The 26414-nt window shown below is 70.7% G+C and carries 24 protein-coding genes; 14 read left to right on the top strand and 10 right to left on the bottom strand.

Annotation, left to right across the window (positions count from 1 at the left end):
* The first annotated feature begins 174 nt into the window (after positions 1-174).
* From F7R91_RS29970 to F7R91_RS29925, 10 genes are all read left to right on the top strand, one after another.
* Positions 175-1131: a Rossmann-like and DUF2520 domain-containing protein gene (locus F7R91_RS29970; RefSeq protein ID WP_150953786.1), complete on the top strand. Its 957-nt coding sequence runs from the start codon at positions 175-177 to the stop codon at positions 1129-1131.
* Entirely contained in the window at positions 1128-2120 is a 993-nt protein-coding gene (gene panC, locus F7R91_RS29965; protein WP_150953783.1) for a pantoate--beta-alanine ligase, read from the top strand. The genes F7R91_RS29970 and panC overlap by 4 nt, the downstream gene beginning before the upstream one ends.
* Positions 2117-3841: an L-aspartate oxidase gene (locus F7R91_RS29960; RefSeq protein ID WP_150953781.1), complete on the top strand. Its 1725-nt coding sequence runs from the start codon at positions 2117-2119 to the stop codon at positions 3839-3841. Before panC ends, F7R91_RS29960 begins: the two co-directional genes overlap by 4 nt.
* A 5-nt stretch (positions 3842-3846) precedes the next feature.
* The gene (gene nadC / locus F7R91_RS29955; protein WP_150953778.1) at positions 3847-4824 is read left to right on the top strand and encodes a carboxylating nicotinate-nucleotide diphosphorylase; all 978 of its coding nucleotides are present in this window, start codon (positions 3847-3849) and stop codon (positions 4822-4824) included.
* A 4-nt stretch (positions 4825-4828) separates the two neighbouring features.
* The gene (locus F7R91_RS29950; RefSeq protein ID WP_150953775.1) at positions 4829-5626 is read left to right on the top strand and encodes a type III pantothenate kinase; all 798 of its coding nucleotides are present in this window, start codon (positions 4829-4831) and stop codon (positions 5624-5626) included.
* A 138-nt stretch (positions 5627-5764) separates the two neighbouring features.
* Positions 5765-6427: a hypothetical protein gene (locus F7R91_RS29945; RefSeq protein WP_150953961.1), complete on the top strand. Its 663-nt coding sequence runs from the start codon at positions 5765-5767 to the stop codon at positions 6425-6427.
* 91 nt (positions 6428-6518) lie between these two features.
* Complete coding sequence (locus tag F7R91_RS29940; RefSeq protein WP_150953772.1) at positions 6519-6698, top strand: hypothetical protein; 180 nt, start codon at positions 6519-6521, stop codon at positions 6696-6698.
* A gap of 112 nt (positions 6699-6810) precedes the next feature.
* Positions 6811-7242: a BlaI/MecI/CopY family transcriptional regulator gene (locus F7R91_RS29935; protein ID WP_150953769.1), complete on the top strand. Its 432-nt coding sequence runs from the start codon at positions 6811-6813 to the stop codon at positions 7240-7242.
* Between the two features lie 9 nt (positions 7243-7251).
* On the top strand, positions 7252-7785 hold the full coding sequence (locus tag F7R91_RS29930) for an amino-acid N-acetyltransferase (protein ID WP_150953766.1): 534 nt from the start codon (positions 7252-7254) through the stop codon (positions 7783-7785).
* A 239-nt stretch (positions 7786-8024) separates the two neighbouring features.
* On the top strand, positions 8025-8360 hold the full coding sequence (locus F7R91_RS29925; RefSeq protein ID WP_030573823.1) for a histone-like nucleoid-structuring protein Lsr2: 336 nt from the start codon (positions 8025-8027) through the stop codon (positions 8358-8360).
* Here the strand turns inward: F7R91_RS29925 and F7R91_RS29920 are convergent.
* Positions 8339-8974, bottom strand: a complete 636-nt coding sequence (locus F7R91_RS29920) for an SCO3374 family protein (protein ID WP_150953763.1) — start codon at positions 8972-8974, stop codon at positions 8339-8341. The genes F7R91_RS29925 and F7R91_RS29920 overlap by 22 nt on opposite strands.
* Before the next feature lie 441 nt (positions 8975-9415).
* On the opposite strand from F7R91_RS29920, the gene F7R91_RS29910 reads away from it, so the two are divergent.
* Entirely contained in the window at positions 9416-11941 is a 2526-nt protein-coding gene (locus F7R91_RS29910; RefSeq protein WP_150953760.1) for an ATP-dependent Clp protease ATP-binding subunit, read from the top strand.
* Between the two features lie 77 nt (positions 11942-12018).
* On the opposite strand, the gene F7R91_RS29905 is transcribed toward F7R91_RS29910, so the two are convergent.
* Entirely contained in the window at positions 12019-12648 is a 630-nt protein-coding gene (locus F7R91_RS29905; protein ID WP_150953757.1) for an HAD family acid phosphatase, read from the bottom strand.
* 112 nt (positions 12649-12760) lie between these two features.
* Positions 12761-15895 carry an NACHT domain-containing protein gene (locus F7R91_RS29900; protein ID WP_150953754.1) on the bottom strand — a complete coding sequence of 1045 codons (3135 nt, stop codon included), beginning with the start codon at positions 15893-15895 and terminating at the stop codon, positions 12761-12763.
* Between the two features lie 393 nt (positions 15896-16288).
* On the opposite strand from F7R91_RS29900, the gene F7R91_RS29895 reads away from it, so the two are divergent.
* A complete protein-coding gene (locus tag F7R91_RS29895) occupies positions 16289-17014 on the top strand; it encodes a M23 family metallopeptidase (protein WP_150953751.1) in 726 nt (241 codons plus the stop codon).
* Positions 17015-17040: 26 nt separating this feature from the next.
* Here the strand turns inward: F7R91_RS29895 and F7R91_RS29890 are convergent, their stop codons facing one another.
* Positions 17041-17628, bottom strand: a complete 588-nt coding sequence (locus F7R91_RS29890) for a TetR/AcrR family transcriptional regulator (protein ID WP_150953748.1) — start codon at positions 17626-17628, stop codon at positions 17041-17043.
* A gap of 122 nt (positions 17629-17750) precedes the next feature.
* On the opposite strand from F7R91_RS29890, the gene F7R91_RS29885 reads away from it, so the two are divergent.
* Positions 17751-19319, top strand: coding sequence for an MDR family MFS transporter (locus F7R91_RS29885; RefSeq protein WP_150953745.1), 1569 nt, complete (start codon positions 17751-17753; stop codon positions 19317-19319).
* Between the two features lie 243 nt (positions 19320-19562).
* Here F7R91_RS29885 and cseC read toward each other — a convergent pair whose 3' ends face one another.
* The 5 genes from cseC to F7R91_RS29860 form a co-directional block, all read right to left on the bottom strand.
* Positions 19563-20933: a two-component system sensor histidine kinase CseC gene (cseC, locus tag F7R91_RS29880; RefSeq protein ID WP_150953743.1), complete on the bottom strand. Its 1371-nt coding sequence runs from the start codon at positions 20931-20933 to the stop codon at positions 19563-19565.
* Positions 20934-20950: 17 nt separating this feature from the next.
* A complete protein-coding gene (gene cseB, locus F7R91_RS29875; RefSeq protein ID WP_150953740.1) occupies positions 20951-21655 on the bottom strand; it encodes a two-component system response regulator CseB in 705 nt (234 codons plus the stop codon).
* A 114-nt stretch (positions 21656-21769) separates the two neighbouring features.
* Positions 21770-22426 (bottom strand): hypothetical protein, encoded by a 657-nt coding sequence (locus F7R91_RS29870; RefSeq protein ID WP_150953737.1) that lies wholly within the window; start codon positions 22424-22426, stop codon positions 21770-21772.
* Positions 22414-22953 (bottom strand): SigE family RNA polymerase sigma factor, encoded by a 540-nt coding sequence (locus F7R91_RS29865; protein ID WP_150953734.1) that lies wholly within the window; start codon positions 22951-22953, stop codon positions 22414-22416. Before F7R91_RS29865 ends, F7R91_RS29870 begins: the two co-directional genes overlap by 13 nt.
* 206 nt (positions 22954-23159) lie before the next feature.
* Positions 23160-24116, bottom strand: coding sequence for an HhH-GPD family protein (locus tag F7R91_RS29860; protein WP_150953733.1), 957 nt, complete (start codon positions 24114-24116; stop codon positions 23160-23162).
* A gap of 155 nt (positions 24117-24271) precedes the next feature.
* Here F7R91_RS29860 and F7R91_RS29855 point away from each other — a divergent pair, with 155 nt between their 5' ends.
* On the top strand, positions 24272-25105 hold the full coding sequence (locus F7R91_RS29855; protein ID WP_150953730.1) for a hypothetical protein: 834 nt from the start codon (positions 24272-24274) through the stop codon (positions 25103-25105).
* Between the two features lie 159 nt (positions 25106-25264).
* Here F7R91_RS29855 and disA read toward each other — a convergent pair whose 3' ends face one another.
* Positions 25265-26389 carry a DNA integrity scanning diadenylate cyclase DisA gene (gene disA, locus F7R91_RS29850; protein WP_150953726.1) on the bottom strand — a complete coding sequence of 375 codons (1125 nt, stop codon included), beginning with the start codon at positions 26387-26389 and terminating at the stop codon, positions 25265-25267.
* Positions 26390-26414 lie beyond the last annotated feature (25 nt).

The raw sequence follows: 26414 nt of genomic DNA, 5'->3' as shown, positions 1-26414 counted from the left end.
ACGCGTATTTCGGCTCGCCGCCCGCGCGCGTGCTCCGTTCCCGCCGTCCGCGTGCGATGTGTGCCGAAACCCACAGCCTGTGGACAACCGGACGGCCCGGGAAGCGATTAGCGTTAACATGACGAGAAATCGTCCGGTACCCAGAGCGGACTGGAACGGGAAGGCCGCCGTCGCGTGAGTACAGTCCACCAGCCAGACCCCAAGGACCGCCCCGCGCGGCTCACCGTCGGCGTCGTCGGCGCCGGTCGCGTGGGCCCCGCACTGGCCGCGTCGCTCCAGCTCGCCGGACACCGCCCGGTGGCCGTCTCGGGGGTCTCCGACGCCTCCAGACGGCGTGCCGCGCTGCTGCTCCCCGATGTGCCGCTCGTCCCGCCCGCGGACGTCCTCCAGCGCGCCGACCTGGTCCTGCTGACCGTCCCGGACGACGCCCTGCCCGGGCTTGTGCAGGGCCTCGCCGAGACCGGCGCCGTGCGGCCCGGTCAGCTGCTGGTGCACACCTCCGGGCGGTACGGCGCGAAGGTCCTGGACCCCGCCCTGCGCGCGGGCGCGCTGCCGCTGGCCCTGCACCCGGCGATGACCTTCACCGGCACCCCCGTGGACGTCCAGCGCCTGGCCGGCTGCTCCTTCGGCGTCACCGCGCCCGACGAACTGCGGCTGGCCGCCGAGGCCCTCGTCATCGAGATGGGCGGCGAGCCCGAGTGGATCGCCGAGGAGAACCGGCCGCTCTACCACGCGGCACTCGCGCTCGGCGCCAACCACCTGGTGACGCTGGTCGCCCAGTCCCTGGAACTGCTGCGCACGGCCGGTGTCGCGGCCCCCGACCGGATGCTCGGCCCCCTGCTCGGCGCCGCCCTGGACAACGCCCTGCGCTCCGGCGACGCGGCGCTGACCGGCCCCGTCGCGCGCGGGGACGCGGGCACGGTCGCCGCGCATGTCGCGGAACTGCGCAGGCACGCCCCGCAGACCGTCGGCGGCTATCTCGCGATGGCCCGCGCGACCGCCGACCGGGCACTCGCCCACGGTCTGCTCAAACCGGAACTCGCCGAGGACCTTCTCGGGGTACTCGCCGACGGGGCCGAGGAAACCGACGGGACCGACGGGACCGACGGCGCCGAGGGAGACGCCCGATGACCACCACGCTGCTGCGTACCGCCGACGAATTGCACGCACGCGCGCGCGTGGGCCGCCGTGCCGTCGTGATGACCATGGGCGCCCTGCACGAGGGCCACGCCACCCTGATCCGCTCCGCGCGCGAGATCGCCGGAGCGGACGGCGAGGTCGTCGTCACCGTCTTCGTGAACCCCCTCCAGTTCGGCGCGGGCGAGGACCTCGACCGCTACCCGCGCACCCTGGACGCCGACCTCAAGATCGCGGAACAGTCCGGCGCGGACGTCGTGTTCGCCCCGGCCGTGGAGGAGGTCTATCCGGGCGGTGCGCCCCAGGTCCGCATCACGGCGGGCCCGATGGGCGAGCGCCTGGAGGGTGCCTCGCGGCCCGGGCACTTCGACGGCATGCTCACCGTCGTCGCCAAACTGCTGCACCTCACGCGCCCCGACATCGCCCTGTACGGGCAGAAGGACGCCCAGCAGCTCGCCCTGATCCGCCGTATGGTCCGCGATCTGAACTTCGGCGTCGAGATCGTCGGCGTACCGACCGTGCGTGAGGACGACGGACTGGCCCTGTCCAGCCGCAACCGCTATCTGTCCGCCGAGGAGCGGCGCACGGCGCTCGCGCTGTCCGGGGCCCTGTTCGCGGGCGGCGACCGGCACGCAGCCCAGGAGGCGCTGCGCGCGCGGGCCCGCGAAGTGCCCGCCACGCGTGCGCGTGCCGAGGCGCTCAGCGCCATAGGGGAGTCGCGCGCTGCGGCCGACGCGCACGCCGTCGCCAAGGCCTCCCCGGGCGGCCCGGCGGCCGTCCGCGCGGCCGCCCGCCTGGTCCTCGACGAGGCCCTTCGCCTCGACCCGCCGCTGGTCCTGGACTATCTGGCCCTCGTCGACCCGTCCGACTTCACGGAGATCGAGGACGACTTCACCGGCGAGGCCGTCCTCGCCGTCGCCGCCCGGGTCGGGACGACCCGGCTGATCGACAACATCCCCCTCACCTTCGGAGCCGCCTCGTGACCAGCACAGGCATACGTCTGCACGCCCCCGCCCCCGGGTGGTCCATCTCCGCGGACGTGGTGGTCGTCGGCTCGGGCGTCGCCGGGCTCACCGCCGCCCTGCGGTGCGAGGCCGCCGGACTGACGACGGTCGTCGTCACCAAGGCGCGCCTCGACGACGGCTCCACCCGCTGGGCGCAGGGCGGCATCGCCGCGGCCCTGGGCGAGGGCGACAGCCCCGAACAGCACCAGGACGACACGCTGGTGGCGGGCGCAGGGCTGTGCGACGAGGAGGCGGTACGCATCCTCGTGACGGAGGGTCCCGACGCCGTACGGCGGCTGATCGACACGGGTGCCCACTTCGACGAGTCGGAGGAAGGCGGCCTGGAGCTCACCCGCGAGGGCGGCCACCACCGCCGCCGGATCGCGCACGCCGGCGGCGACGCGACCGGCGCGGAGATCTCCCGCGCGCTCGTCGAGGCCGTACGCGCGCGTGGCCTCCGCACGATCGAGAATGCGCTCGTGCTGGACCTGCTCATGGATGCGGACGGCCGCACCGCCGGCGTGACCCTGCACGTCATGGGCGAGGGCCAGCACGACGGCGTCGGCGCCGTGCACGCGCCCGCCGTGGTCCTCGCGACGGGCGGCATGGGCCAGGTGTTCTCCGCGACGACCAACCCGTCCGTGTCCACGGGCGACGGCGTGGCCCTCGCGCTGCGTGCGGGCGCGGAGGTCAGCGACCTGGAGTTCGTCCAGTTCCACCCGACGGTGCTGTTCCTCGGCCCGGACGCGGAGGGCCAGCAGCCCCTCGTCTCCGAGGCGGTGCGCGGCGAGGGCGCCCACCTGGTCGACGCGGACGGCGTGCGCTTCATGGCGGGGCAGCACGAGCTGGCCGAACTCGCGCCGAGGGACATCGTCGCCAAGGGCATCATGCGCCGTATGCAGGAGCAGGACGCCGAGCACATGTTCCTCGACGCCCGGCACTTCGGCGCCGAGATGTGGGAGCACCGCTTCCCGACGATCCTCGCCGCCTGCCGGGCGAACGGCATCGACCCGGTCACCGAGCCCGTCCCGGTCGCCCCGGCGGCCCACTACGCCTCCGGAGGCGTGCGCACCGACTCCCACGGCCGCACGACGGTCCCGGGTCTGTACGCGTGCGGCGAGGTCGCCTGCACCGGCGTGCACGGCGCGAACCGGCTGGCCTCCAACTCCCTCCTGGAGGGCCTCGTCTACGCCGAGCGGATCGCCGCCGACATCGCGGAGAGCCATACGGACAACGGCCTCCACGCGCGCGTGCCCCACCCGGTCCCGTACCCCGACAAGCCCGCGCACCCCCTGCTCGCGCCGGAGGCCAGGTTCACGATCCAGCGGATCATGGCCAACGGCGCGGGCGTCCTGCGCTCGGCAGGCTCCCTCGCCGGGGCCGCCGACCAGCTCCAGCGGTTGCACACCGACGCCCGCGACGCGCTCGACGAGAACGGCAAGACCGCCGAGCCCGGCGTCGACACCTGGGAGGCCACCAACCTCCTGTGCGTGGCCCGCGTCCTGGTCGCCGCCGCCCGGCAGCGCGAGGAGACCCGCGGCTGCCACTGGCGCGAGGACCGGCCCGAGCGCGACGACACGACGTGGCGCCGCCATATCGTCGTACGGCTGAATCCGGACCGCACACTCGCCCTGCACACCACCGATACCGCAGACTTCCCCCCGACCCGGCAGCACCGGCAGCGCCTCCAGGAGCAGTGACAGAAGTGAGTACCCCCGACCTCCCCCTCGCGTCGACCGGCGGCTGCGGCGACGGCTGTGCCTGCGGCGCGGAGACCGACGAAGAATTCCTCGAGTGCGGGCTCGACCCCGCGCTCGCGCAGCTCCTGGCCGACGCCGGACTCGACCCCCTGGAGGTCGAGGACATCGCCAACGTCGCCATCCAGGAGGACCTGGCCGGCGGTGTGGACGTCACCACGGTGGCGACCATCCCCGAGGACGCCGTCGCCACCGCCGACTTCACCGCGCGCGAGGCGGGCGTCGTGGCCGGCCTCCGGGTCGCCGAAGCGGTCGTCTCCGTGGTCTGCACGGACGAGTTCGAGGTCGAGCGGCACGTCGAGGACGGCGACCGGGTGGAGGCTGGGCAGAAGCTACTGTCGGTCACCACGCGCACGCGTGACCTGCTGACCGCCGAACGCAGCGCGCTCAACCTCATGTGCCGGCTGTCGGGCATCGCGACCGCCACGCGCGCGTGGGCGGACGTCCTGGAGGGCACGAAGGCCCGGGTGCGGGACACCCGCAAGACCACGCCGGGCCTGCGCTCGCTGGAGAAGTACGCGGTCCGCTGCGGCGGCGGGGTCAACCACCGCATGTCCCTCTCCGACGCGGCGCTGGTCAAGGACAACCACGTGGTCGCCGCGGGCGGCGTCGGGCAGGCCTTCAAGGCCGTGCGGGAGGCCTTCCCGGACGTACCGATCGAGGTCGAGGTCGACACCCTGCACCAGCTGCGCGAGGTCGTGGACGCCGGGGCCGACCTGATCCTGCTCGACAACTTCACTCCCATGGAGTGCGAGGAGGCGGTGACCCTCGCCCACGGCCGCGCGGCCCTGGAGGCGTCCGGCCGGCTGACCCTCGAGAACGCGAGGGCGTACGCGGACACGGGCGTCGACTACCTGGCCGTCGGGGCGCTGACCCACTCCTCGCCGATCCTGGACATCGGCCTGGACCTGCGCGAGGCGGAGTAGGGCCATGCTCCTCACGATCGACGTGGGCAACACACAGACGGTGCTCGGCCTGTTCGACGGCGAGGACGTCGTCGAACACTGGCGCATCTCCACGGACGCACGCCGCACGGCCGACGAGCTGGCGGTGCTGCTGCAGGGCCTCATGGGCATGCACCCGCTGCTCGGCGAGGATTTGGGCGACGGCATCGACGGCATCGCGATCTGTGCGACCGTGCCGTCCGTGCTGCACGAGCTGCGCGAGGTGACCCGGCGCTACTACGGCGACGTGCCGGCGGTGCTCGTCGAGCCGGGCGTGAAGACGGGCGTGCCGATCCTCACCGACAACCCGAAGGAGGTCGGCGCGGACCGCATCATCAACGCGGTCGCCGCCGTCGAGCTCTACGGCGGCCCGGCGATCGTGGTCGACTTCGGTACGGCGACGACGTTCGACGCGGTCAGCGCGCGCGGGGAGTACGTCGGCGGGGTGATCGCCCCCGGTATCGAGATCTCGGTCGAGGCGCTGGGCGTGAAGGGTGCGCAGCTGCGGAAGATCGAAGTGGCGCGGCCGCGGAGCGTGATCGGCAAGAACACGGTCGAGGCGATGCAGGCGGGCATCATCTACGGGTTCGCGGGCCAGGTGGACGGGGTCGTGACCCGGATGGCGCGCGAGCTGGCGGACGATCCCGCCGAGGTGACGGTGATCGCGACCGGTGGGCTTGCGCCCATGGTCCTCGGCGAGTCCTCGGTCATCGACGAGCACGAGCCGTGGCTGACCCTGATCGGGCTGCGGCTGGTGTACGAGCGGAACATCTCGCGCATGTGACGTGCGCGCCCCGGGCCGGGCGGGCCACCCGCCCACCCGGGTGGCCTGCACCACGCCACACCCGTGCCCCTGTGTCGGGTTTGTCCGATTAGCGCGTAGTGTCGGAGCATGCCCACGCCATACGGATCCCGCGGCGGCATGGCGTTCGGTGCGGAGGAGCTGCGTGTGCTCCGCCGCGCTCTCGCCCTCGCCCTTCAGCCCAGCCCCGCCTCGGCCGGGGACGTCCAGGACTGTCTCCGCCTCGCCGAGTCCCTCGACGAGGCGCTGCGGGAGGGCGCCCGGCTGCGGGCCTTCCTGGTGGCCGACCTCGCCCGGTACCGCGCCGCCCTGCCCGGCACCGCGGCCGGCTATCTCTCGCTCCTGGAGGAGGCGCTGAGTGCGGGGTACCGCCCGGACGCGGACGACCTCGCGGGACTCCGGGCGCTGCGCGGCAACCCGGTCGCGGCCGCGCTGCTGGCCCGCTGCCAGGACCTGGCCGAGCAGGACGTACGCGCCCGTCTCGCCCGCCGTACGGAGCCCGGGCCCGCCCTGGTCGCCCCGGTCGTCCCTGCCTCCCGTACGCGCCTCCTGGCCCTCCCCGGCGGCCTTTCCGACGGCCCCACGGACCCGGCCGCGGACGGCGGCCAGGACCCGGCCCGGCGTCCGGAGAAAAAACCCGAGGAAAAGCCGGCGGAGAAGCCGACCCCGAGGCCCGCCCCACCAAAACCCACCCGCCCCATCCCCACCCCGGGCGAGGTCTTCCCCCGCCGCAAACCAACCCCGCCCCCACCGAACCCACCCCAGCAGCTGGCCGCGGGCTGAGCCGACGCCGGGACGCCCTCGTTCCCAAGCCCAGCCCCTGTCCGTCCCACCCCGCCCCTGGCGCCCCCGACCCCGTAGCTACCCTGGAGCCATGGACTACGTCTCCGCGCTCTTGCCCCCGGTTGTCATGGCCGTTTTCTTTGCTGGGCTCATCAGGGTGATCGTGAAGACCCAGGGCGGGGCCAACAAGGCCAAGGAGGACGCGGTCGTCGATGCCGCCCTCGCGCGGGCCGAGGGGGCCCGGCAGGGCTCTCCGAAGACCGACGACTGAGCCACCTCGGGCCGGGGCGCCGCGCCCTTTTGTCCCTGTTTGTTGCTGAATGTGCACGTTCGGCACGCCAATGCAGAGATCGCCCACTATTGTGCGAGGTGTGCCTCGCCCATTGGGAGAACTCGAAGACGCGGTCATGACGCGGGTGTGGAAGTGGAACCGCCCGGTGACCGTTCGAGAAGTCCTGGAAGACCTTCAGCGGGAACGGTCCATCGCCTACACCACGGTGATGACCGTTTTGGACAATCTCCATCAGAAGGGCTGGGTGCGCCGCGAGGCGGAAGGCCGGGCCTATCGATATGAGGCGGTCTCCACACGCGCCGCCTACGCCGCCGCGCTGATGAACGACGCCTGGTCCCAGAGCGACAACCCCGCCGCCGCTCTCGTCGCCTTCTTCGGGATGATGAGCGACGAACAGCGACAGGCTCTGCGGGACGCCGTACGCATCGTCCAGGGACCGGAAACTTCCGAAGCCGAGACGGATACCGTGGCCGATACCGGCGGCGAGAACCCCGGCTCGGCACAGGAGCGTGACGGGCGATAGCGTCCGCTCATGTCAGCAGAGCGTCCCGAAGTCACCGCTAAAGCCATCACCGTCCGGCGGGCCCGTACCAGCGATGTCCCGGTCGTGCGCCGTCTCCTTGACGCGTACGTCCGTGAGGGCATCCTGCTCGACAAAGCCACGGTGACGCTTTACGAGGACATCCAGGAGTTCTGGGTCGCCGAACGGGACGACAACGCCGAGGTGGTCGGCTGCGGTGCCCTGCACGTGATGTGGGAAGACCTCGCGGAAGTGCGCACTCTCGCCGTGAAGCACGGCCTGAAGGGCGCCGGCGTCGGTCATCAGTTGCTGGAGAAGTTGCTGCAGACCGCGCGCTGGCTCGGCGTTCGCCGGGTTTTCTGTCTGACCTTCGAAGTGGACTTCTTCGGCAAGCACGGCTTCGTCGAGATCGGCGAGACCCCGGTTGACACCGATGTCTACACGGAGCTGCTGCGTTCCTATGACGAAGGCGTGGCCGAGTTCCTCGGTCTCGAACGAGTGAAACCGAACACCTTGGGCAACAGCCGGATGCTTCTGCATCTGTGATCGCCGAGGATCCGCAAGGCATATTCCACCCTGCTCCCGACCCTGCCCGGGTTCCCTATGTCCGAAACGCGCATGTTTCCGGGGTGGGGGCGGCCTGCGGGTCTCTCCCAGGGGTTTGTGTTTTTCCAGCAAAAGCGGTTTGCTTTCCGACGTACTGCAGTACTGCATATAACAGGGGACGGCGAAACGGCGGACGCCGCAGGCCCCCGGCCCTCAAGTTATGGATGAAAGGAAATCCGGTGGCACAGAAGGTTCAGGTCCTTCTTGTCGACGACCTCGACGGCGGCGAGGCGGACGAGACTGTCACGTTCGCACTGGACGGCAAGACGTACGAGATCGATCTCACGACCGCCAATGCGGACAAGCTGCGCGGGCTTCTCGAGCCTTACGTGAAGGGTGGTCGTCGTACCGGAGGCCGCGCTTCGGGCGGCCGCGGAAAGGCGCGCGCCGCTTCCGGCGGCAGCCAGGACACCGCACAGATCCGCGCGTGGGCCAAGGAGAACGGTTACGAGGTCAATGACCGAGGCCGTGTTCCCGCGTCCATCCGCGAGGCCTACGAGAAGGCCAACGGCTGAGCGCACGCGCGCACCAGCCGCAGCCGGTGGCACTGGGTGGCCACCGTGTCCACAACGCGCACCAGATCGGGGGCGCCACCACCGCCCCCCAGAGCCGACACCGTCGGCAGCGAGGCCTCGACCTCGCACCCCGGCCCGGGGGGCCGCAGCCACACGGCGGCCCCCTGCAGGACACCGGGGCGTCCCGGCGCGGGCGGCCGCGCTCCGGCCGGTCCCCCGGCGGGGGGCAGCGGCGCGTCCATGAGCCCGCCCTCGCCCAGCACGGCGAGGTCGAGTGCCAGCGCGCCCCACTCCAGCCAGCGCAGCACCCCGGGCAGCTCCTCCGCGCTGCCCGCCGCCACCAGCAGCCGCATCCGGTCGCCCTGCACGGCCACCGGAGAGCCCGCTGCCAGGTGCCGCAGCGTCGCCCGGCCCGCCTCGGCCGGTACGTCCAGCACGTCGAAGCGCAGGCCCGTACGGAGTCGTACCGCCGTTCTGCGGTTTTCGGGTTCTCCCTCGTTCGCGGGCACCACGGGCCAGCCCAGTTCGTTCTCGTACCACCGGCGAACCTGATCGCTCTCGTCGAGCGGCCGGCGGGGGAGGGGAACCGTGACCGGAGGGAGGCTGCCAACCATGACAAGTGCAACAGTGGGAACGGCCCGCAGGTTACGCTGGGTGCTCCCTTAAACGCACAGAGTGCCGGATTTCGGGGCGTGCGGGGGCACGGGGTGGCGCAAGGTTGTTCGCCCGTAGCGGAGGGAACCGGTGCACGCGGCATGGACTGTCCGTGGCAGCGGGTAAGACATCCCTAGTGGGAGGGGGCGACACGCAGATCACGGCGTCTCACGTTCGCCATCGGCGTACTGATGGTGAGGGTAACTGTCTGGCCTGCGGGAACATCGTCTCGCACCATCGGGTTGGAGCAGATGTCGGCGTTCGGGGTCAGGAGGCAGTGTTGGTTCTCGGTCCGGTGTCGGCAGTTGGAATGAGCGGTCCCCGCTTGCGGGACTAAGCTGCGGAAGGACAGCGAGGGGAGCGTCCCCTTACTGCCTGACCGCTCTGAGGAGCGATTAACGATGTTCGAGAGGTTCACCGACCGCGCGCGGCGGGTTGTCGTCCTGGCTCAGGAAGAAGCCCGGATGCTCAACCACAACTACATCGGCACCGAGCACATCCTCCTGGGCCTGATCCACGAGGGTGAGGGTGTCGCCGCCAAGGCCCTTGAGAGCCTCGGGATTTCGCTCGAGGCGGTCCGCCAGCAGGTGGAGGAGATCATCGGCCAGGGCCAGCAGGCCCCGTCCGGGCACATCCCCTTCACCCCCCGTGCCAAGAAGGTCCTGGAGCTGTCGCTCCGCGAGGCCCTTCAACTCGGCCACAACTACATCGGCACGGAGCACATCCTGCTCGGCCTGATCCGTGAGGGCGAGGGTGTCGCCGCCCAGGTCCTGGTCAAGCTCGGTGCCGACCTCAACCGGGTGCGGCAGCAGGTCATCCAGCTGCTCTCCGGCTACCAGGGCAAGGAGGCCGCCACCGCCGGCGGTCCCGCCGAGGGCACGCCCTCCACCTCCCTGGTCCTCGACCAGTTCGGCCGGAACCTCACCCAGGCCGCTCGTGAGTCCAAGCTCGACCCGGTCATCGGGCGCGAGAAGGAGATCGAGCGGGTCATGCAGGTACTGTCCCGCCGTACCAAGAACAACCCGGTCCTGATCGGTGAGCCCGGCGTCGGCAAGACCGCCGTCGTCGAGGGCCTCGCCCAGGCCATCGTCAAGGGCGAGGTGCCCGAGACGCTCAAGGACAAGCACCTCTACACCCTGGACCTCGGCGCCCTGGTCGCCGGCTCCCGCTACCGCGGTGACTTCGAGGAGCGCCTGAAGAAGGTGCTCAAGGAGATCCGCACCCGCGGCGACATCATCCTGTTCATCGACGAGCTGCACACGCTGGTCGGTGCGGGTGCCGCCGAGGGCGCCATCGACGCGGCCTCCATCCTGAAGCCGATGCTGGCCCGCGGTGAGCTGCAGACCATCGGTGCGACCACCCTGGACGAGTACCGCAAGCACCTGGAGAAGGACGCGGCCCTGGAGCGCCGCTTCCAGCCCATCCAGGTCGCCGAGCCGTCCCTGCCGCACACGATCGAGATCCTCAAGGGTCTGCGCGACCGGTACGAGGCCCACCACCGCGTCTCCATCACGGACGAGGCGCTGGTCCAGGCCGCCACGCTGGCCGACCGCTACATCTCCGACCGCTTCCTGCCGGACAAGGCCATCGACCTGATCGACGAGGCCGGCTCCCGGATGCGTATCCGCCGGATGACCGCGCCGCCGGACCTGCGCGAGTTCGACGAGAAGATCGCGGGCGTGCGCCGGGACAAGGAGTCCGCGATCGACTCGCAGGACTTCGAGAAGGCCGCCTCCCTGCGTGACAAGGAGAAGCAGCTCCTCGCCGCGAAGGCCAAGCGGGAGAAGGAGTGGAAGGCCGGCGACATGGACGTCGTCGCCGAGGTCGACGGCGAGCTGATCGCCGAAGTCCTCGCGACCGCCACCGGCATCCCGGTCTTCAAGCTGACCGAGGAGGAGTCCTCGCGTCTGCTGCGCATGGAGGACGAGCTCCACAAGCGGGTCATCGGCCAGGTCGACGCCGTCAAGGCGCTGTCGAAGGCGATCCGTCGTACGCGTGCGGGTCTGAAGGACCCGAAGCGTCCCGGTGGTTCGTTCATCTTCGCCGGCCCGTCCGGTGTCGGTAAGACCGAGCTGTCCAAGGCGCTCGCCGAGTTCCTCTTCGGCGACGAGGACGCGCTGATCTCCCTCGACATGTCGGAGTTCAGCGAGAAGCACACGGTCTCGCGTCTGTTCGGTTCGCCTCCCGGCTACGTGGGCTACGAAGAGGGCGGCCAGCTGACCGAGAAGGTCCGCCGCAAGCCGTTCTCCGTCGTCCTGTTCGACGAGGTCGAGAAGGCCCACCCGGACATCTTCAACTCGCTGCTGCAGATCCTGGAGGACGGTCGTCTGACCGACTCCCAGGGCCGGGTCGTGGACTTCAAGAACACGGTCATCATCATGACGACCAACCTCGGCACCCGGGACATCTCCAAGGGCTTCAACCTGGGCTTCGCGGCCTCCGGTGACAAGAAGTCGAACTACGAGCGCATGAAGAACAAGGTCCAGGACGAGCTCAAGCAGCACTTCCGCCCCGAGTTCCTCAACCGCGTCGACGACGTGGTCGTCTTCCCGCAGCTGACCCAGGACGACATCCTCAAGATCGTCGACCTGATGATCAGCAAGGTGGACGAGCGCCTGAAGGACCGGGACATGGGCATCGAGCTCTCCCAGTCCGCCAAGGAGCTGCTGTCCAAGAAGGGTTACGACCCCGTCCTGGGCGCCCGGCCGCTGCGCCGGACCATCCAGCGCGAGGTCGAGGACACGCTGTCGGAGAAGATCCTCTTCGGCGAGCTGCGCCCCGGTCACATCGTGGTCGTGGAGACGGAGGGCGAGGGCGAGAACCAGACCTTCACCTTCCGCGGCGAGGAGAAGTCGGCCCTGCCGGACGTCCCGCCGATCGAGCAGGCCGCCGGCGGAGCCGGGCCGAACCTGAGCAAGGAGGCGTGACCCCGAAGGGGTTCGCCTGACCGAAAGGGGCCGGTGCTCTCGGAGCACCGGCCCCTTTCGCATGGCAGGCCTGCCTGTTACGACAGCTGACCGTTGTAGTCCGGCAGCTTGTACGTCTTCTCGGCGTGGCCGCCCGACAGGTCGGTGGCGCTGTTGCCGATGTTCGCGATGATCGTGTAGCCCTTGTTCTCGATGTCGGCGCGCTGGGCGGTCTTGTAGGCGGCGACGTCCTTGAAGAGGTCGAACAGACCGCGGACGTACAGCCCGGAGACCTTGTAGCCGTCGTACCTGAGGTTGTAGTCGGTGAACGTGTAGATGATGCCGGGCCGTGCGGTCACGAAGAACAGTGAGACGCCGTGCTCCTGGGCGTACTTGGCGACGTCCAGGACCGGCTTGTTGGCCGGTTGCGGGTAGCTGAAGCCGAAGTCGGTCTCCAGCGTGGTGTTGTCGATGTCGAAGACGATCGCCTGCTTCTCGCCCGGCTTGGTGGCGGCGATGCGCTGCTTCAGATACGGCAGGGCCTGGTTCATCACGGCCTGGCAGTCCTTCTGCCAGGTGGCGTAGTCGACATCCCCCGCCGATGCAGCGGCGGCCGTGGTGGAGGTGCTCGTCGTGGTCGCGGCGTCGGCCGGGGCGGCCATGGCCACAAGGGCGGCCGCGGAGACGACGGTGACTGCTGTGCGGCGCGCCAGGTGGCGACTGCTCATGGTGGGGGGTCCTCTCACGTCCATACGTGCTTTGTCGGGTGCATGTTCGTTGGGGCGAGTGGCGCGAGGGGAACCGTAGGGTTACTGGAGGGTAAGTCGCTAGAGATGTGCGTCACACTGACGTGTGCGATTTCACGATGGTGGGTCGGACCGGGAGGGGCGCAAGGATCCGATCGGGGATCTCGTAGACGTTCGGGGCGAGTTGGAGCGTGACGTTCTGTACGTCGGGAAAGGACGCGTGGAGCCCTGAGAGGTCCTCGTCACCCATGAACGGGTTGATTCGCAGACTGGTGACGCCGCGAAGGGGCGGGCCGGTCCATCCGCCGGGCGGCCAGACGAGGCGCAGTTCCTCCAAGGCGGGGAGCAGGGCGATCTCATCGTGGTCTGCGGCGGGGAGGTCGTCGAACAGTCCGCCCAGGCTCAGCGTCTTCAGCGAGCAGCGCCGATGGAGACCGCGCAGGCCGGTGTGCTGGACCGCCCTCGGCGTGACCCTCAGATAGCGCAGGGACACGTCCTGCGGAAGGGCGTCGTGGAGGCTCGCCGCCATCAGCGTCACACCGATGCTGAGGTGCCACAGGGTGGCGGAGCCGCTGAACGGGGCCAGGGCGCCAGGCCGTTCGAGGCCGGCGAGGCGGTTGAGGGACAGCTGCTGCAAGGGCAGACGCGCGAGCGGGGAGAGCTCCTCCAGCAGTGGGGATCCGTACAGGGACAGGTGGCTGAGCCGGCGCAGGGGCGTCAGACAGTTCAGGTCGTTGAGCTCCCCGCACTCGCCCACATGCAGGCGGGTCACCGTGTCGGGAGAGGGCGCGGCGCTCAGCTCGGCCGGGTCGGTCCCGTCGAGGAGCTGCACGGCCGGCCTGCCGCCGAGGTCGCACAGGGCACGCAACTGCTCCCTGGAACGCACGGAGAAGAAGAGGTCGTCCGGGAGCAGATGGGCGATGATCTCCTCGGCGTACCGTCGGGTGTCGAAACGCCACCAGCTCCAGGAGAGCTGGGCGCGGACATCCACCGCCCGATGGTCCCGGAACCGGGCCAGCACCCCCATCGCCGCCTCCGTCCCGATCAGGGACGCCGTGACCACGACCGCTCGTGCTTCTGCGTCGCTCAGGCCCTCCGGGCCCGGCAGCAGTTCCAGGGCGAGGGGGCCGGCCGAGGCGAGGGCGCGGGCCTCCTCCGTGGTCCGGGGCGGGATGAGCGTCGCGGCGTCGCGCTCCACGGCGGCCCGGACGGCCGGGTCGAGCTGGGTGGCGTGTTCCAGTGAGGCCAGGGCGAGGAGCCGTACCCGGGTGGCCGCCGGGCCGTCCAGGTGCCGTGCCGACCCGGTCAGGTCGGTGAGCAGTTCGGCCCGTTCACGGGGCCGGGCGTGCGCCACCGCCATGCGGACCACGTCCGCCCACTGTTCGTCCACCGCACCGCGGACGAGCAGCCCGAAGTCGCCGTCCTCGACGGCCGCCTTCGCGCCCAGGTAGTCCTGGAAGGTGCGATGCACGAACTCGACCGTGCCGGCGGAGGGTTCCCGCAGCAGCCCGCTGCGGACGAGCAGATACCGCAGGATCTTCCGGGCGTCGCCCTGCGCCGCGGCGGCCGGCAGCGACGGCAGGACGTCCGCCACGATGCGCTCGGCGCGCTCGCGGTCCATCTCCGACTGGTTGTTGCGGATCAGCCAGTAGGCGAGCCGCTGGAGCAGTTGGATCTGGGGGAGCTCGGTGAGGTGGACGCCCTCGCCGCCTCCTCGGGGAAACATGTCCCGCTCCTCGTCCCGGCGGGCGAGCAGCATCGACAGGGCGGCGTCGTACAACTCCTGCCGCCCGTGCGGGAGGTAGCCGCGCCGGTCCCGGTGCAGGGCGCAGATCAGTCCGCACATCAGGGGGTTGGTGGCGAGACGGCCGAGGTCGGGTTTGGTCCGTACGGCGTCGAGGAGGCCGTGCTCGTAGCCGGTGAGGCGGTCGAGGTCGGCCTCGGGGGCACCGGTGCGGGCCGCCGCGTGCCAGCGGGCGATGAACGCGGCGACATCGCTCCGGCCCATGGGGGTGAGGGCCAGCTCGGCGAAGCCGTCCGGGGCGAGCCAGTCCTCCCGTACGGCGGAGGGGCGGGAGGTGACCAGCCACCGGTTGCCGGGATAGACGTCCAGCAGGTCGCGCAGCCAGCGGCGGGTGTGCTCGCGGTCCCGCTCGGGGATCTCGTCGATCCCGTCGACCAGGAGCAGTCCGCGGCGGGCGCCGAGCACCCGGTCCGCCCAGCCGTCCGGCTGTGAGGCGTGGAAGGGGACGCGTACGGCGGCCAGGAAGGCGTCGGGGGCCGGGAGGCCGTCGGGACGGCGGACGAGACTGCGCAGGGGCAGCACGAACGGGATCCGGTCACCGCGCTCGCCCCGCGCCGATGTCACCGCGAGCCACTGCACGAGGGTCGTCTTGCCGGAGCCGGCCACCCCGCGCAGCAGCACCCGGTCGCGCTCGGCGAGGGCCTGTTCGGCGGGCCGCGCGGTCGCGGCGGCGGCGATCTGCAGCCCGCCGGGCCCGGTCGCGTGGTCGTCCTCGGCCGGTCCCAGCGCCTGGAGACTGAGGTAGGCGGCATCCAGGGGCCAGCGGTCGGGGGAGTCGGTCAGGTCGATGCCGTAGATCGTGAGATGGCTGTGCCGGGTGACGACGTACGACAGATAGCGCTCCTCGAAGGCCGTGTCGGTGCCGCCGACCGGGGGCGTCCGGGCGATCAACTCGTCCACCTTGGCGATGAGTTGGCGCTGCCGGCGGCTCTGCTCGACGAGGGTGCGGGCGACAAAGGTGGACCGCTGGGTGAAGAAGTGGACGATGTGCAGACAGGCCGTGGTGAGCAGGCTGCCGTAGAGCAGGCTCGCGTCGAAGGACAGGTCCCGGTCCGGATTGCCGCTCGCGGACCGGAGGCCGGCGGCCAGGACTTCGTGTCCGAGCTCGACGGCCTGGGCGTCCGTCATGGTGAGGTCGCCGAGGGCGTGCAGGGTGTCGGCGAGGGCGTGCACGACGGCCTGTTCCTCGTCGGCGTGGAGGGGACGCTCGCCGGTCTTCGTTGACTGGCGCACCAGCTCGGCGGAGAGCTTGAGCAGGGCGGCCTTGTCGAGGGTGCGGTGCTCACCCTTGAACGAGACGAACCCCGATATCCGCACCGGCTTGTCGACCAGCCCGGCGCCGGGGCCTTCGGTCACGAACAGCCTCTTCACCAGCGGACCGACCAGGCTCGACGCAAGCCTGATGCCGATGACCGTCGGATCCACTCGGCCTCCCCCTCGGGGCATGTCGTCACATTCCCCAACCTTGTTGACTGGCCAGCAGCGTAGCGCCCGTCACATTCCCCGGTGCTTGGATCTTTGCCGCCGGTGACATGCCGCACAGGCGATTTGTCCGTTACTAGGTGGAATAGTGGATGGCGTCATTTGGGCAAAACGGACATATATCTCGCCCGTTAAGGAACAACCCGGTTGCTATGGGTGGATTCGTCCCGGATGGCAGCTCTGTCAATAGGTGGTGAGCTTTGCGGTGGAGTACTAGCTCCCGTCGTAGATGGGGGGTTTGGGAGTCCGCTGGTCGCGGGGTTACCAAGGGATGGCCCATTCGGCAGGTGTCTGAACGCCGGGTGGTCTTCCTGTCCCCGTTCCCATGAGGTTTCCATGTCCCAGCGCGTCTCGTCCCGTTCTTCCCGTACGTCCCGGCTCCGTACTCGTGCGGCCTTCATGGCCGCCGGCCTGGGGGCTACGGCCGTACTGGGGGCCGGGGTCGCGGTCGCCGCCGACACCAGCGCGGCCGCCGCCCCGGCCGCCACCACCGCGAGCGCCGTCCAGGCGCAGGCCGCCGCGCAGGCCAGGGCCGCCAAGGCTGCGCAGGCCGCCGCGGCCGCGAAGGCGAAGGCCAAGGCCGTCGCCGCTGCCAAGAAGGCCGCCGCAGCCGCGAAGAAGGCTGCCGCCGCCAAGAAGGCCGTCTCCTGGGTCGACCCGGTGAAGAAGTACGCCCTCTCCGCCAAGTTCGCGCAGGCGGGCGGCATGTGGCAGTCCACCCACAGCGGGCAGGACTTCGCCGTGCCGAGCGGCACCAACGTCATGGCCACGCACGGCGGCACCGTCGTCAAGGCGGGTGGCAACGGCGCCGGTGACGGCCCGGCGTACGGCAACGCCATCGTCATCAAGCACGGCAACGGCACCTACTCGCAGTACGCCCACCTCTCGCGCATCGACGTGAGCGTCGGCCAGGTCGTCAAGACCGGCCAGCACATCGCCCGGTCCGGCAACACGGGCAACTCCAGTGGTCCGCACCTGCACTTCGAGATCCGTAAGACCCCGAACTACGGCTCGGCCATCGACCCGGTCGCCTTCCTGCGCGCCAAGGGCCTGAAGGTCTGACACAGGCTCTGACGTCCGACAGGCGCTCAGGAACCCTGATGCGCCTGGGTCACGAGGTCGATCGCGACCTGGAGGACGGCCTCGCGCTTCTCCTCGGGATCGGCCTCGATGTCCTGCATCACGAACATCCCGGCGTGCAGCGTGAACAGCGCGCTGACGCAGCGGACCTGGGCGACCAGGTCCGCGTCCGGGTCGACGATGATGTCGCGCATGCCCAGCATGCGGTTCTTGAACGACTCGCCGATGCTCAACTCCCGCACCGTCGCCTGGTTCTCCTGCATGAAGCGGAACAGCGGGGCCGCCCCGGCCAGGGCCCTGCTGTAGCGGCGTACGAGCTCCTGCTTCGTCTCCAGGGAGTGCGGCTGTTCCCGGCCCCACTCGATCAGCTCGTTGATCGGCCGCGTCAGATCCTCGAAGAGACTGACGATGATCTCTTCCTTGGTCTTGAAGTGGTAGTAGAGCGCGGCCTTGGTGACGTCCAGGCGCTCGGCGATCTCCCGCAGTGAGGTCTTCTCGTAGCCCTGCTCGGCGAAGAGTTCGAGCGCCACGTCCTGGATGCGCTGGCGGGTGTTTCCGCGGCGCTGCTGCTTGCTGCCGTCCATCGTGTCGCCCATCTTCGCACCCCCGAGAAACTTACTTGACGCCCGGCTAGTTGCGGGGCTACCTTCCCAGTGTAGTGAACTAGCCGGGCGGCAAGTAAGCCGCCGGCCGGGGAGTGCCCAGGGGAGTGGGAACCATGGCGGACGCGGCGGCGGTCGAGGCGGGGACGGAAAAGCAGCCCAGAAGTGTGCGGGTCGTCCTGCTCGCGCTCATGATCACGATGATGCTCGCGATGCTCGACAACATGATCGTGGGCACGGCGATGCCGACGATCGTGGGCGAGCTGGGCGGGCTCGAACATCTCTCCTGGGTGGTGACCGCGTACACCCTCGCGACCGCCGCCTCCACCCCGATCTGGGGCAAGCTCGGGGACATGTACGGGCGCAAGGGCGCCTTCATGACCTCCATCGTGATCTTCCTGATCGGCTCGGCGCTCAGCGGCATGGCCCAGAACATGGGCGAGCTGATCGGGTTCCGCGCCGTGCAGGGCCTCGGTGCGGGCGGTCTGATGGTCGGCGTCATGGCGATCATCGGTGATCTGATCCCACCGCGGGAGCGCGGCAAGTACCAGGGCATGATGGCCGGCGTGATGGCGCTCGCCATGATCGGCGGCCCGCTGGTCGGCGGCACCATCACCGACAACTGGGGCTGGCGCTGGTCCTTCTACATCAACCTGCCGCTCGGCGTGGTCTCCCTCGCCGCGATCAGCGCCGTACTGCACCTGCCGAAGAAGCGGGCGCAGGCGCGGATCGACTACCTGGGCGCCGGCCTGCTGACCGTGGGCATCACCGCCATCGTGCTCGTCACCACCTGGGGCGGCACGGAGTACGCCTGGTCGTCCGCGCGGATCATGGAGCTCATCGGGATCGGCGTCGCCGCGCTCATCGGGTTCGTGTTCTGGCAGACCAGGGCCGCCGAGCCGATCGTGCCGCTGCACATCTTCCGCAGCCGCAACTTCACACTGATGTCGGTCATCGGCTTCATCACCGGCTTCGTGATGTTCGGCGCGACCCTCTTCCTGCCGCTGTACCAGCAGTCGGTGCAGGGCGCCTCCGCGACCAACTCCGGGCTGCTGCTCCTGCCGATGCTGGGTGCGATGCTCGTCATGTCGATGGTCGCGGGGCGAGTGACCACGAGCACCGGCAGGTACTACGTCTTCCCGGTCCTCGGCAGCGTCCTGATGGTCGTCGGGCTGTATCTGCTGTCGCTGATGGACACCGGCACGAGCCGGTTCACCTCCGGTGTGTTCATGGCCGTCGTCGGTCTCGGCATGGGCTGTCTGATGCAGATCACCATGCTCGTCGCGCAGAACAGCGTGGAGATGAAGGACATGGGCGTCGCGTCCTCGTCCACCACCCTGTTCCGTACGCTCGGCGCGTCCTTCGGAGTCGCGATCATGGGCGCGCTGTTCAACAACCGGGTCCAGGACGTCATGGCCGAGCGGGCCGGGGCGCTGGGGTCCAAGGTGACCGAGCGGTCCGCGCAGCTGGATGCGCCGAGTCTGCCGACATTGCCTGCGGCGGTACGGGAGGCGTACCAGCACGCGGTGTCGGCGGGTACGCACACGGCGTTCCTGCTGGGGGCGGTCGTCGCGGTGGTCGCGTTGGTGGCGGCGGTGTTCGTGAAGGAGGTTCCGCTGAAGGGGGCGGGGCCGGAGAAGAGCGACGAGGCTGCGCCGCAGCAGACGGTCGCCGAGGCGGTCTGACCTGCGGTCGGCTGAGGGCGGGGCTGGCTGGGGGCTCTGCCCCCAGACCCCCGGTCGGCCCGAAGGACCTCGTTCTCAAACGCCGGACGGGCTGGATTGTGCCGATCTCGGCCGATGTCAGTGCCGCGTGCCACCATCGGCCCATGGACAAGCTGCGGCGGCTGCGTCTCGCCAAGGACGCCATGGACCGCGACTGGGCCGATCCGGACTTCGGCTGGGGCCTGTCCCGCGGCGACGGCAGTCCTACGGCAGCATCGGGTAGCTGCCCGTGTTCGTGGGCGCGTGCTCCGGCAGCCACAGCACCGCCACCGCCCCCTCCGCCGGTACGTGCTCCGGCGCCCCCGCCTGCCGTACGTTGCGGAAGGTCAGCCGGGCGCCCAGCACCCGGGCCTGACCTGCCGCGATGGTCAGACCGAGGCCGTGACCGTGTCCGGCACGGTCGCGGCTGCCCGTCCGGAAGCGGCTCGGGCCCTCGGCGAGCAGATCCTCGGGGAAGCCGGGGCCGTGGTCGCGCACCCGGATGACCCGGCCCTCGACGCTGACCTCGATCGGCGGCTTGCCGTGCCGTGCCGCGTTGGCCAGCAGGTTGAACAGGACGCGTTCCAGGCGCCGGGGGTCGGTGGTGACCATCGACTCGTGCACCACATGCACCTCGATCGTCGGGTCCTTCGCCGCCACCCGCCGGCTGACCAACTCACCCAGCAGGATGTCCTGGAGTTCGGCCCGCTCCGAGGCGCCGTCCAGGCGGGCCACCTCCAGGACGTCCTCGACGAGGGTGCGCATGGCCTTGGCCCGGTCGAGGACCAGTTCCGTCGGCCGGCCCGGCGGCAGCAGTTCGGCGGCGGTCAGCAGCCCGGTCACCGGGGTGCGCAGCTCGTGCGCGATGTCGGCGGTCACCCGGCGTTCGGCCTCCAGCCGCTGCTGGAGGGCGTCCGCCATGGCGTCCACGGCGCTCGCGAGGTCGTCGGTCTCGTCCCGGACGACCCCGCCGATGGCGTCCCGCACGCGCACGTCCGGCTCGCCGTTGGCGACCTGGTTGGCGGCGGCCGCCGCCTTGCGCAGCCGGCGCGAGAACTGGCCGCCGATGACCACGCCGAGCGCGCTGCCGCCGAGGACGACCGCGATGGAGCCGATCACGAGGGCCTTGTCGAGGTCATAGAGGATGTCGGTGCTGCGGTCGGTGAACCCGGTGTGCAGGGACAGCACATGCCCGTCCTTCACCGGCACGGCGGCCCATATGTCGGGCCCGCTGCGGGCGTCGTCGGTGACATAGGTCGCTCTGCGGCCCTGCTCGACCTTCTGCCGCAGCTCGCCGGGCAGTTGCGGGTCGTCGATCTTGATGTTGGGGAAGTTCGGCCGCCCGGACAGCTCGTAGTTGCGCTGGGCGATCTGGACACGCTCGTCCGCGAGGTCGCGCGCGTTGTCCAGCATCGAGACCCGGGCCGCGTTGTGCACCACCAGGCTGAGCGCGATCGCCACCAGCGCGCCGACCAGCGCGATGGCCGCGCTGAGCTTCCACCGCAGACCGGTGCGCATCCCCGTGGTGAGCTGCCGGCCCGGCGCCGCACGTCTGCCCCCGTGCTTCGGGACCGGGCGTCGGAAGTTCCCCCGCATACTTCTGATACCCCTGCTCAGGCCTTCAACTTGTAGCCGAAGCCGCGGACCGTCTCGATCCGGTCCTGGCCGATCTTCGTACGCAGCCGCTGCACATGGACGTCCACCACGCGGGTGTCCCCGCCCCAGCCGTAGTCCCACACGCGCTCCAGGAGCTTGTCGCGGGACAGGACCGTGCCCGGAGCGGAGGAGAACTCCAGCAGCAGCCGCATCTCGGTCGGCGTCAGCGCCACCGGCTGACCGGCCCGGCGCACCTCCATGCCCTCGGTGTCGACCTCCAGTTCGCCGAAGGTGAGCACGCCGGCGTCCGCCGCGGCGGCGGAGTCGTCCGCCCGGTCGCTGCCGCCGGCGTGACCGAATCGGCGCAGCACCGCGCGGATCCGGGCGACCAGGACGGCACCGTCGAACGGCTTCGTCACATAGTCGTCGGCGCCGGCCTCCAGACCCAGGACGACGTCGATCGAGTCGGCACGGGCGGACAGCATGATCACCGGGACGGTCGACTCGTCCCGGATACGGCGGCAGAGGCTGACCCCGTCGAGGCCGGGGACCATGACGTCCAGGAGGGCGATGTCGGGGCGGTCGGCGCGGAACGCCTCCAGGCCCGACAGCCCGTCGGGCATGGCCGTGACCGCGAAGCCGTCCCGCTCCAGGGCGAGCTGGGTGGCCTCGCGGATGACGTCGTCGTCCTCGACGAACAGGACATGGGTCTGGTCTGCCATCCCGCTGTTCTCACCTCTCGTTCTGCCGTTGCTCGTGAACGGTCGCCCATGGACCGGTACCAGATAATCGGACCGGGGGGCCCGATCGGTTCACTCCGCGGGGAGATCCGCGGCTCAGGTGTCGGGCACCGGCGAGGGCTCGCCCCCGACGGCGTCGCTGTACTCGGTGCGCGTGCTGTACTTCTTGACGAACCGGCCCGAGGTCCAGGCGTAGGTGATCACGTCCTCGCCGGACGGGCTCGACACCCGATCGCCCCCCTCGTACACCTGCTTGGTCACCACCAGGGCGCCCCGGTCTATCTCTGCGTAGACCGGAGGCTCCTCGGACTTGAACACATTCTCGTACCGGCCGTCGTCCGCGCGATATACGTACGAGCCGACTCCGACCGCGTCACTGCACGTCAGAACGTTGACCACGACGTCCTCGGCCGACGCCCCGGTCAGGTCGCCGTAGGAGACGTCGACGGGGTACTCGTCGCCGACGCACGGCTTCAGTTCGCTCTTGACCTCCCTGGAGACCTGGGGATCCGCCTTGACGAGACGCACCGCGTCCACCGGGTCGGGGGTGCTGCTGGGAGCGGCCGAGGCGGGCGAGGGTGTGGCGCCCGCCACATAGTCGGAGTGCGCCGGGCCCTCGTCGCGGGCACCGGTCCCGCCCGTGCCGCACGCGGAGACGGAAAGGGCGAGGGCGGCGACCACGGCCAGTGCCGTGATCGCCGCCTGTTTGGTCCCTCGGGCCGGTGTTGGCCCGGCGCAGATCAGGCCGCGCAACGCTCCCGCTCCTCACGCTCCAGCGCGCGTGCGTCCAGATCGCGGCTCTCCAGCTCCTCGCGGAGCCGGGCGAGCGCCCGGTGCAGCGTGCTCTTGACCGTTCCGGCCGACATGCCGAGGGCGGCGGCCGTCTCCTCCGTGGACATCTGCTCCCAGTGTCGCAGCACCACGACACTGCGCTGCTTGGGAGCGAGCACCTTCATGACGTCCATCAGCAGGGCGCGGTCCGCGTGCTGCTCGGTCGAGTCGTCGACGGGGGCCTCCGGGAGTGTCTCGGTGGGCACTTCCTCGAGCTTGCGGGCCCGCCACCACTCCGTCCGCGTGTTGATCATGACCCGGCGCAGATAGGCGTCCGCGAGCCGCTTGTCCGAGATGCCCTCCCAGCGGCCGTACGTCCGCACCAGTGCCGTCTGCAGCAGATCCTGCGCGTCGACCGGGTCCGGGACCAGCCGGCGTGCACTGCGCAGCAGCGCGTCCTGCCGGGTGCGGACGTACTCCTCGAATTCGAGCACCTCGCCCTGCGCCATGATCAACCGCCTCCCGTCCCCGTTCCCGACCCGCCTGCTGCCGGTTGTCCTCTGCCTGTGTGCCGCGGTCCGTGCGGCATGGCAAAGAAGCTACGGACGGGTTGTCACGGCGCTGTCCGAAGCAGCGCGCGGCCAGCACTCGGCTGTCCGTCGGTTGTGTAACAGCCGTAGGAACGGGGTAAAGAGGCGCACCGAATGGCCCTGGTTCAGGGCGATTTGGGGTGCGGCGGGGTCAGCGGCAACCGAAACAGACCACCGGGCAGAGGCTCCACCAGACCGTCCGAGACCAGACCGTCCAGCGCCCGGGCACGCTGCACCGGCTCGTGCCACACCCGGTCCAACGCCGCCTGCGGGACGGGCGCGTGCGCCTCCCGCAGCACGGCCAGCAGCTTGCCGCGCACCTGCCGGTCCGTGCCCGCGTAGGTCTGGCCGCGGCGCGGCGGCCCGTCGTGCTCCGGCTTCCCCGCTAGCCGCCAGGCGCACTGTGCGGCGATCGGGCAGCGCCCGCAGGTCTCGTTCTTGGCCGTGCACACCAGCGCCCCGAGCTCCATGGAGGCGGCGGCCCAGCGCGCGGCGGTCGGCACGTCCTCGGGCAACAGCGTGCGGGCGAGCCTGCGTTCGGCGGCGGTGGTGGCGTTCGGCGGGTACTGCACTCCGGTGACGGCCCGCGCGAACACCCGGCGCACATTGGTGTCCAGGACGGGATGCCGCTGTCCGTAGGCGAAGGAGGCGACGGCCGCGGCCGTGTACTCGCCGATGCCGGGCAGCGCGAGCAGTTGCGCATGGTCGGTCGGTACGTCGCCGTCGTGCCGTTCCGTTATGGCGAGGGCGGCGCCGTGCAGCCGCAGGGCGCGGCGCGGGTAGCCGAGCCGGCCCCAGGCGCGGACGGCCTCGCCGGGGGCTTCCGCGGCGAGATCGGCGGGGCGGGGCCAGCGGGCCAGCCACTGCTCGTAGACGGGCAGGACCCGGTTCACCGGCGTCTGCTGAAGCATGAACTCGCTGACCATCACACCCCACGCACCGGCCTCGGGCCGCCGCCAGGGCAGATCACGGGCATGCGCGTCGAACCAGTCGATGACGGGGGCGTGGAGGTCCTCTCCCTGCGAGGCACCGGAGAGGGCGTCGGAGGGGCTGCTGTGCGGGGGCTTCGTGGGCGCAGTCATGGCCTTCCGATCCTCCCACGGGGGAGCGGGGGGTCGCCGGGAGCGCCACCCCAGGTGGCACGACAAGGGTGTCCGGGATGATGATCCGGAAAAGTTGTGGGTCCGGGCGGCGGGTGGTACAAGCGAACGACCCGATGTCTCGTACAGTTTGCGCCGTGGGATCTCTGCGCAATCCTGTCGGGCCGCTTCCCTCCTCCATCTACTGGCGTCGGAGGGCCGTACTGCTGTCCATGCTCGCCCTGTTGGCGCTGCTGATCGCCTGGGTGGTCGGCTCCAGCGGGTCGGGCGGAAACAACGGCGCGGACGGTACCAACGGCAAGAATCCCGCGCCGTCGATCACCCCGGGCCCGTCCGGCTCCGGACCGGCGATCAGCCAAGCGCCGGGCGGGCGCGACGAGTCGAGCGGCGGGGGCTCCGGCGGGTCGGGATCGGGCTCCGGTTCCGGATCGGACACCGGCACGGGCTCCGGGTCCGGTGACTCCGGCGGTTCGGGCGGCTCCTCGGACGGATCCGCGGGCGGCGGCTCGGTGGGCGGCACGACCGGCGGTGTCAGCACCGGCGACGCGCTTCCGGTCGGCTCGACCCTGCCCAACTGCACGGCGAGCACGGTCACGTTGACCCTGCGCAGCGCCGGCAACTCGTACGAGCCCGGCCAGACGCCCGCCATCGAGCTCACCGTGAAGAACTCCTCCGCCGGCGACTGCAAGGTCGACCTCGGCCCGAAGAACGCGGTGCTGACAATCACCCGGGCGGGCGCCGACGACGCCTACTGGTCCTCCGCCGACTGCCCGAAGGCCTCCGGCAGCCAACTCTTCCGGGTGCCCGCCCACAGCACCATCACGTACACCGTGAAGTGGGACCGCAAGCCGAGCGCCGCCCGCTGCGCGACGCCTCCGGCGGGGTCGGCCGCGGCGGGCACGTATCTGGTGGAGGCGAAGACACCGGGGTACGCGAAGGCGCGGACCTCGTTCGTGCTGGAGAACGACTGAGCGCTCCGCTGGACGTGCCGCGATGCGTCGTCGGCCGTCTGCGGCGCCGTCGTGGCTGGTCGCGCCCACGCGGCGGAGCCGCACAGGGACGCGGCCCCGGGCCCCTTCGGGACGCCCTGAGACACACCGCTCCGGTAGCCGGGCGGGCGGTGCGTCTTCTTAGACGTACCGCTCTAGGATCGAGCTCTCCGCCAGCCGGGACAGGCCCTCGCGGACGCTGCGGGCGCGGGCCTCGCCGACGCCGTCCACCGTCTGCAGGTCGTCCACGCTCGCGGCGAGCAGCTTCTGCAGGCCGCCGAAGTGTTCCACGAGCCGGTCGATGATCGCGCCCGGGAGCCGCGGCACCTTCGCCAGCAGGCGGAAGCCCCGCGGGGACACCGCCGAGTCGAGCGCCTCGGGCGAGCCGGTGTAGCCCAACGCCCGGGCCACCGTGGGCAGTTCGAGGAGCTCGGCATGGGTGAGGGCGTCGAGCTCGTACAGCGCCTCGTCGACCGTGCGGGAGCGCTTGGCGGTGGGCTCGGGGACATAGTCCCGCACGACGAGCTCGCGCTCGGGCTCCACGCCCGCGATCAGCTCGTCCAGCTGGAGGGCGAGCAGCCGTCCGTCCGTGCCCAGTTCGACCACGTATTCCGCGATCTCGGTGGCGATACGGCGCACCATCTCCAGACGCTGGGCCACCGCGGAGACGTCCCGCACGGTCACCAGGTCCTCGATCTCCAGCGCCGACAGCGTCCCCGCGACCTCGTCGAGGCGGAGCTTGTAGCGCTCCAGGGTCGCCAGGGCCTGGTTGGCACGGGACAGGATCGCCGCCGAGTCCTCCAGGACGCGGCGCTGGCCGTCCACGTACAGCGCGATCAGCCGCATGGACTGGGAGACGGAGACGACGGGGAAGCCGACCTGCTTGCTGACCCGGTCCGCGGTGCGGTGCCGGGTGCCCGTCTCCTCGGTGGGGATCGTCGGGTCCGGGAGCAGCTGCACCCCGGCCCGCAGGATCTTCGACAGGTCCGAGGACAGCACGATGCCGCCGTCCAGCTTGCACAGCTCGCGCAGCCGGGTCGCGGTGAACTCGACATCCAGGACGAATCCACCCGTGCACATGGTCTCGACGGTCTTGTCGGAGCCGAGCACGATGAGGCCGCCGGTGTTGCCGCGGAGAACCCGCTCCAGGCCGTCGCGCAGCGCCGTGCCGGGTGCCACGGCGCTCAGTGAGGCGCGCATCAGGCCATCGGCACCGGAACTCCCACCGGACTTTCCGGGAGCTGCTGCCCGGTCGTTGGCTGCCACTGCACTCCTCCGGTCGCAGGTTCTT

Source organism: Streptomyces luteolifulvus, from assembly GCF_008806595.1.
Taxonomy (GTDB): Bacteria; Actinomycetota; Actinomycetes; order Streptomycetales; family Streptomycetaceae; genus Streptomyces; species Streptomyces luteolifulvus.
The sequence above is the reverse complement of the archived record's forward strand: the minus strand, read 5'-3'. Positions and strand labels throughout refer to the sequence as shown.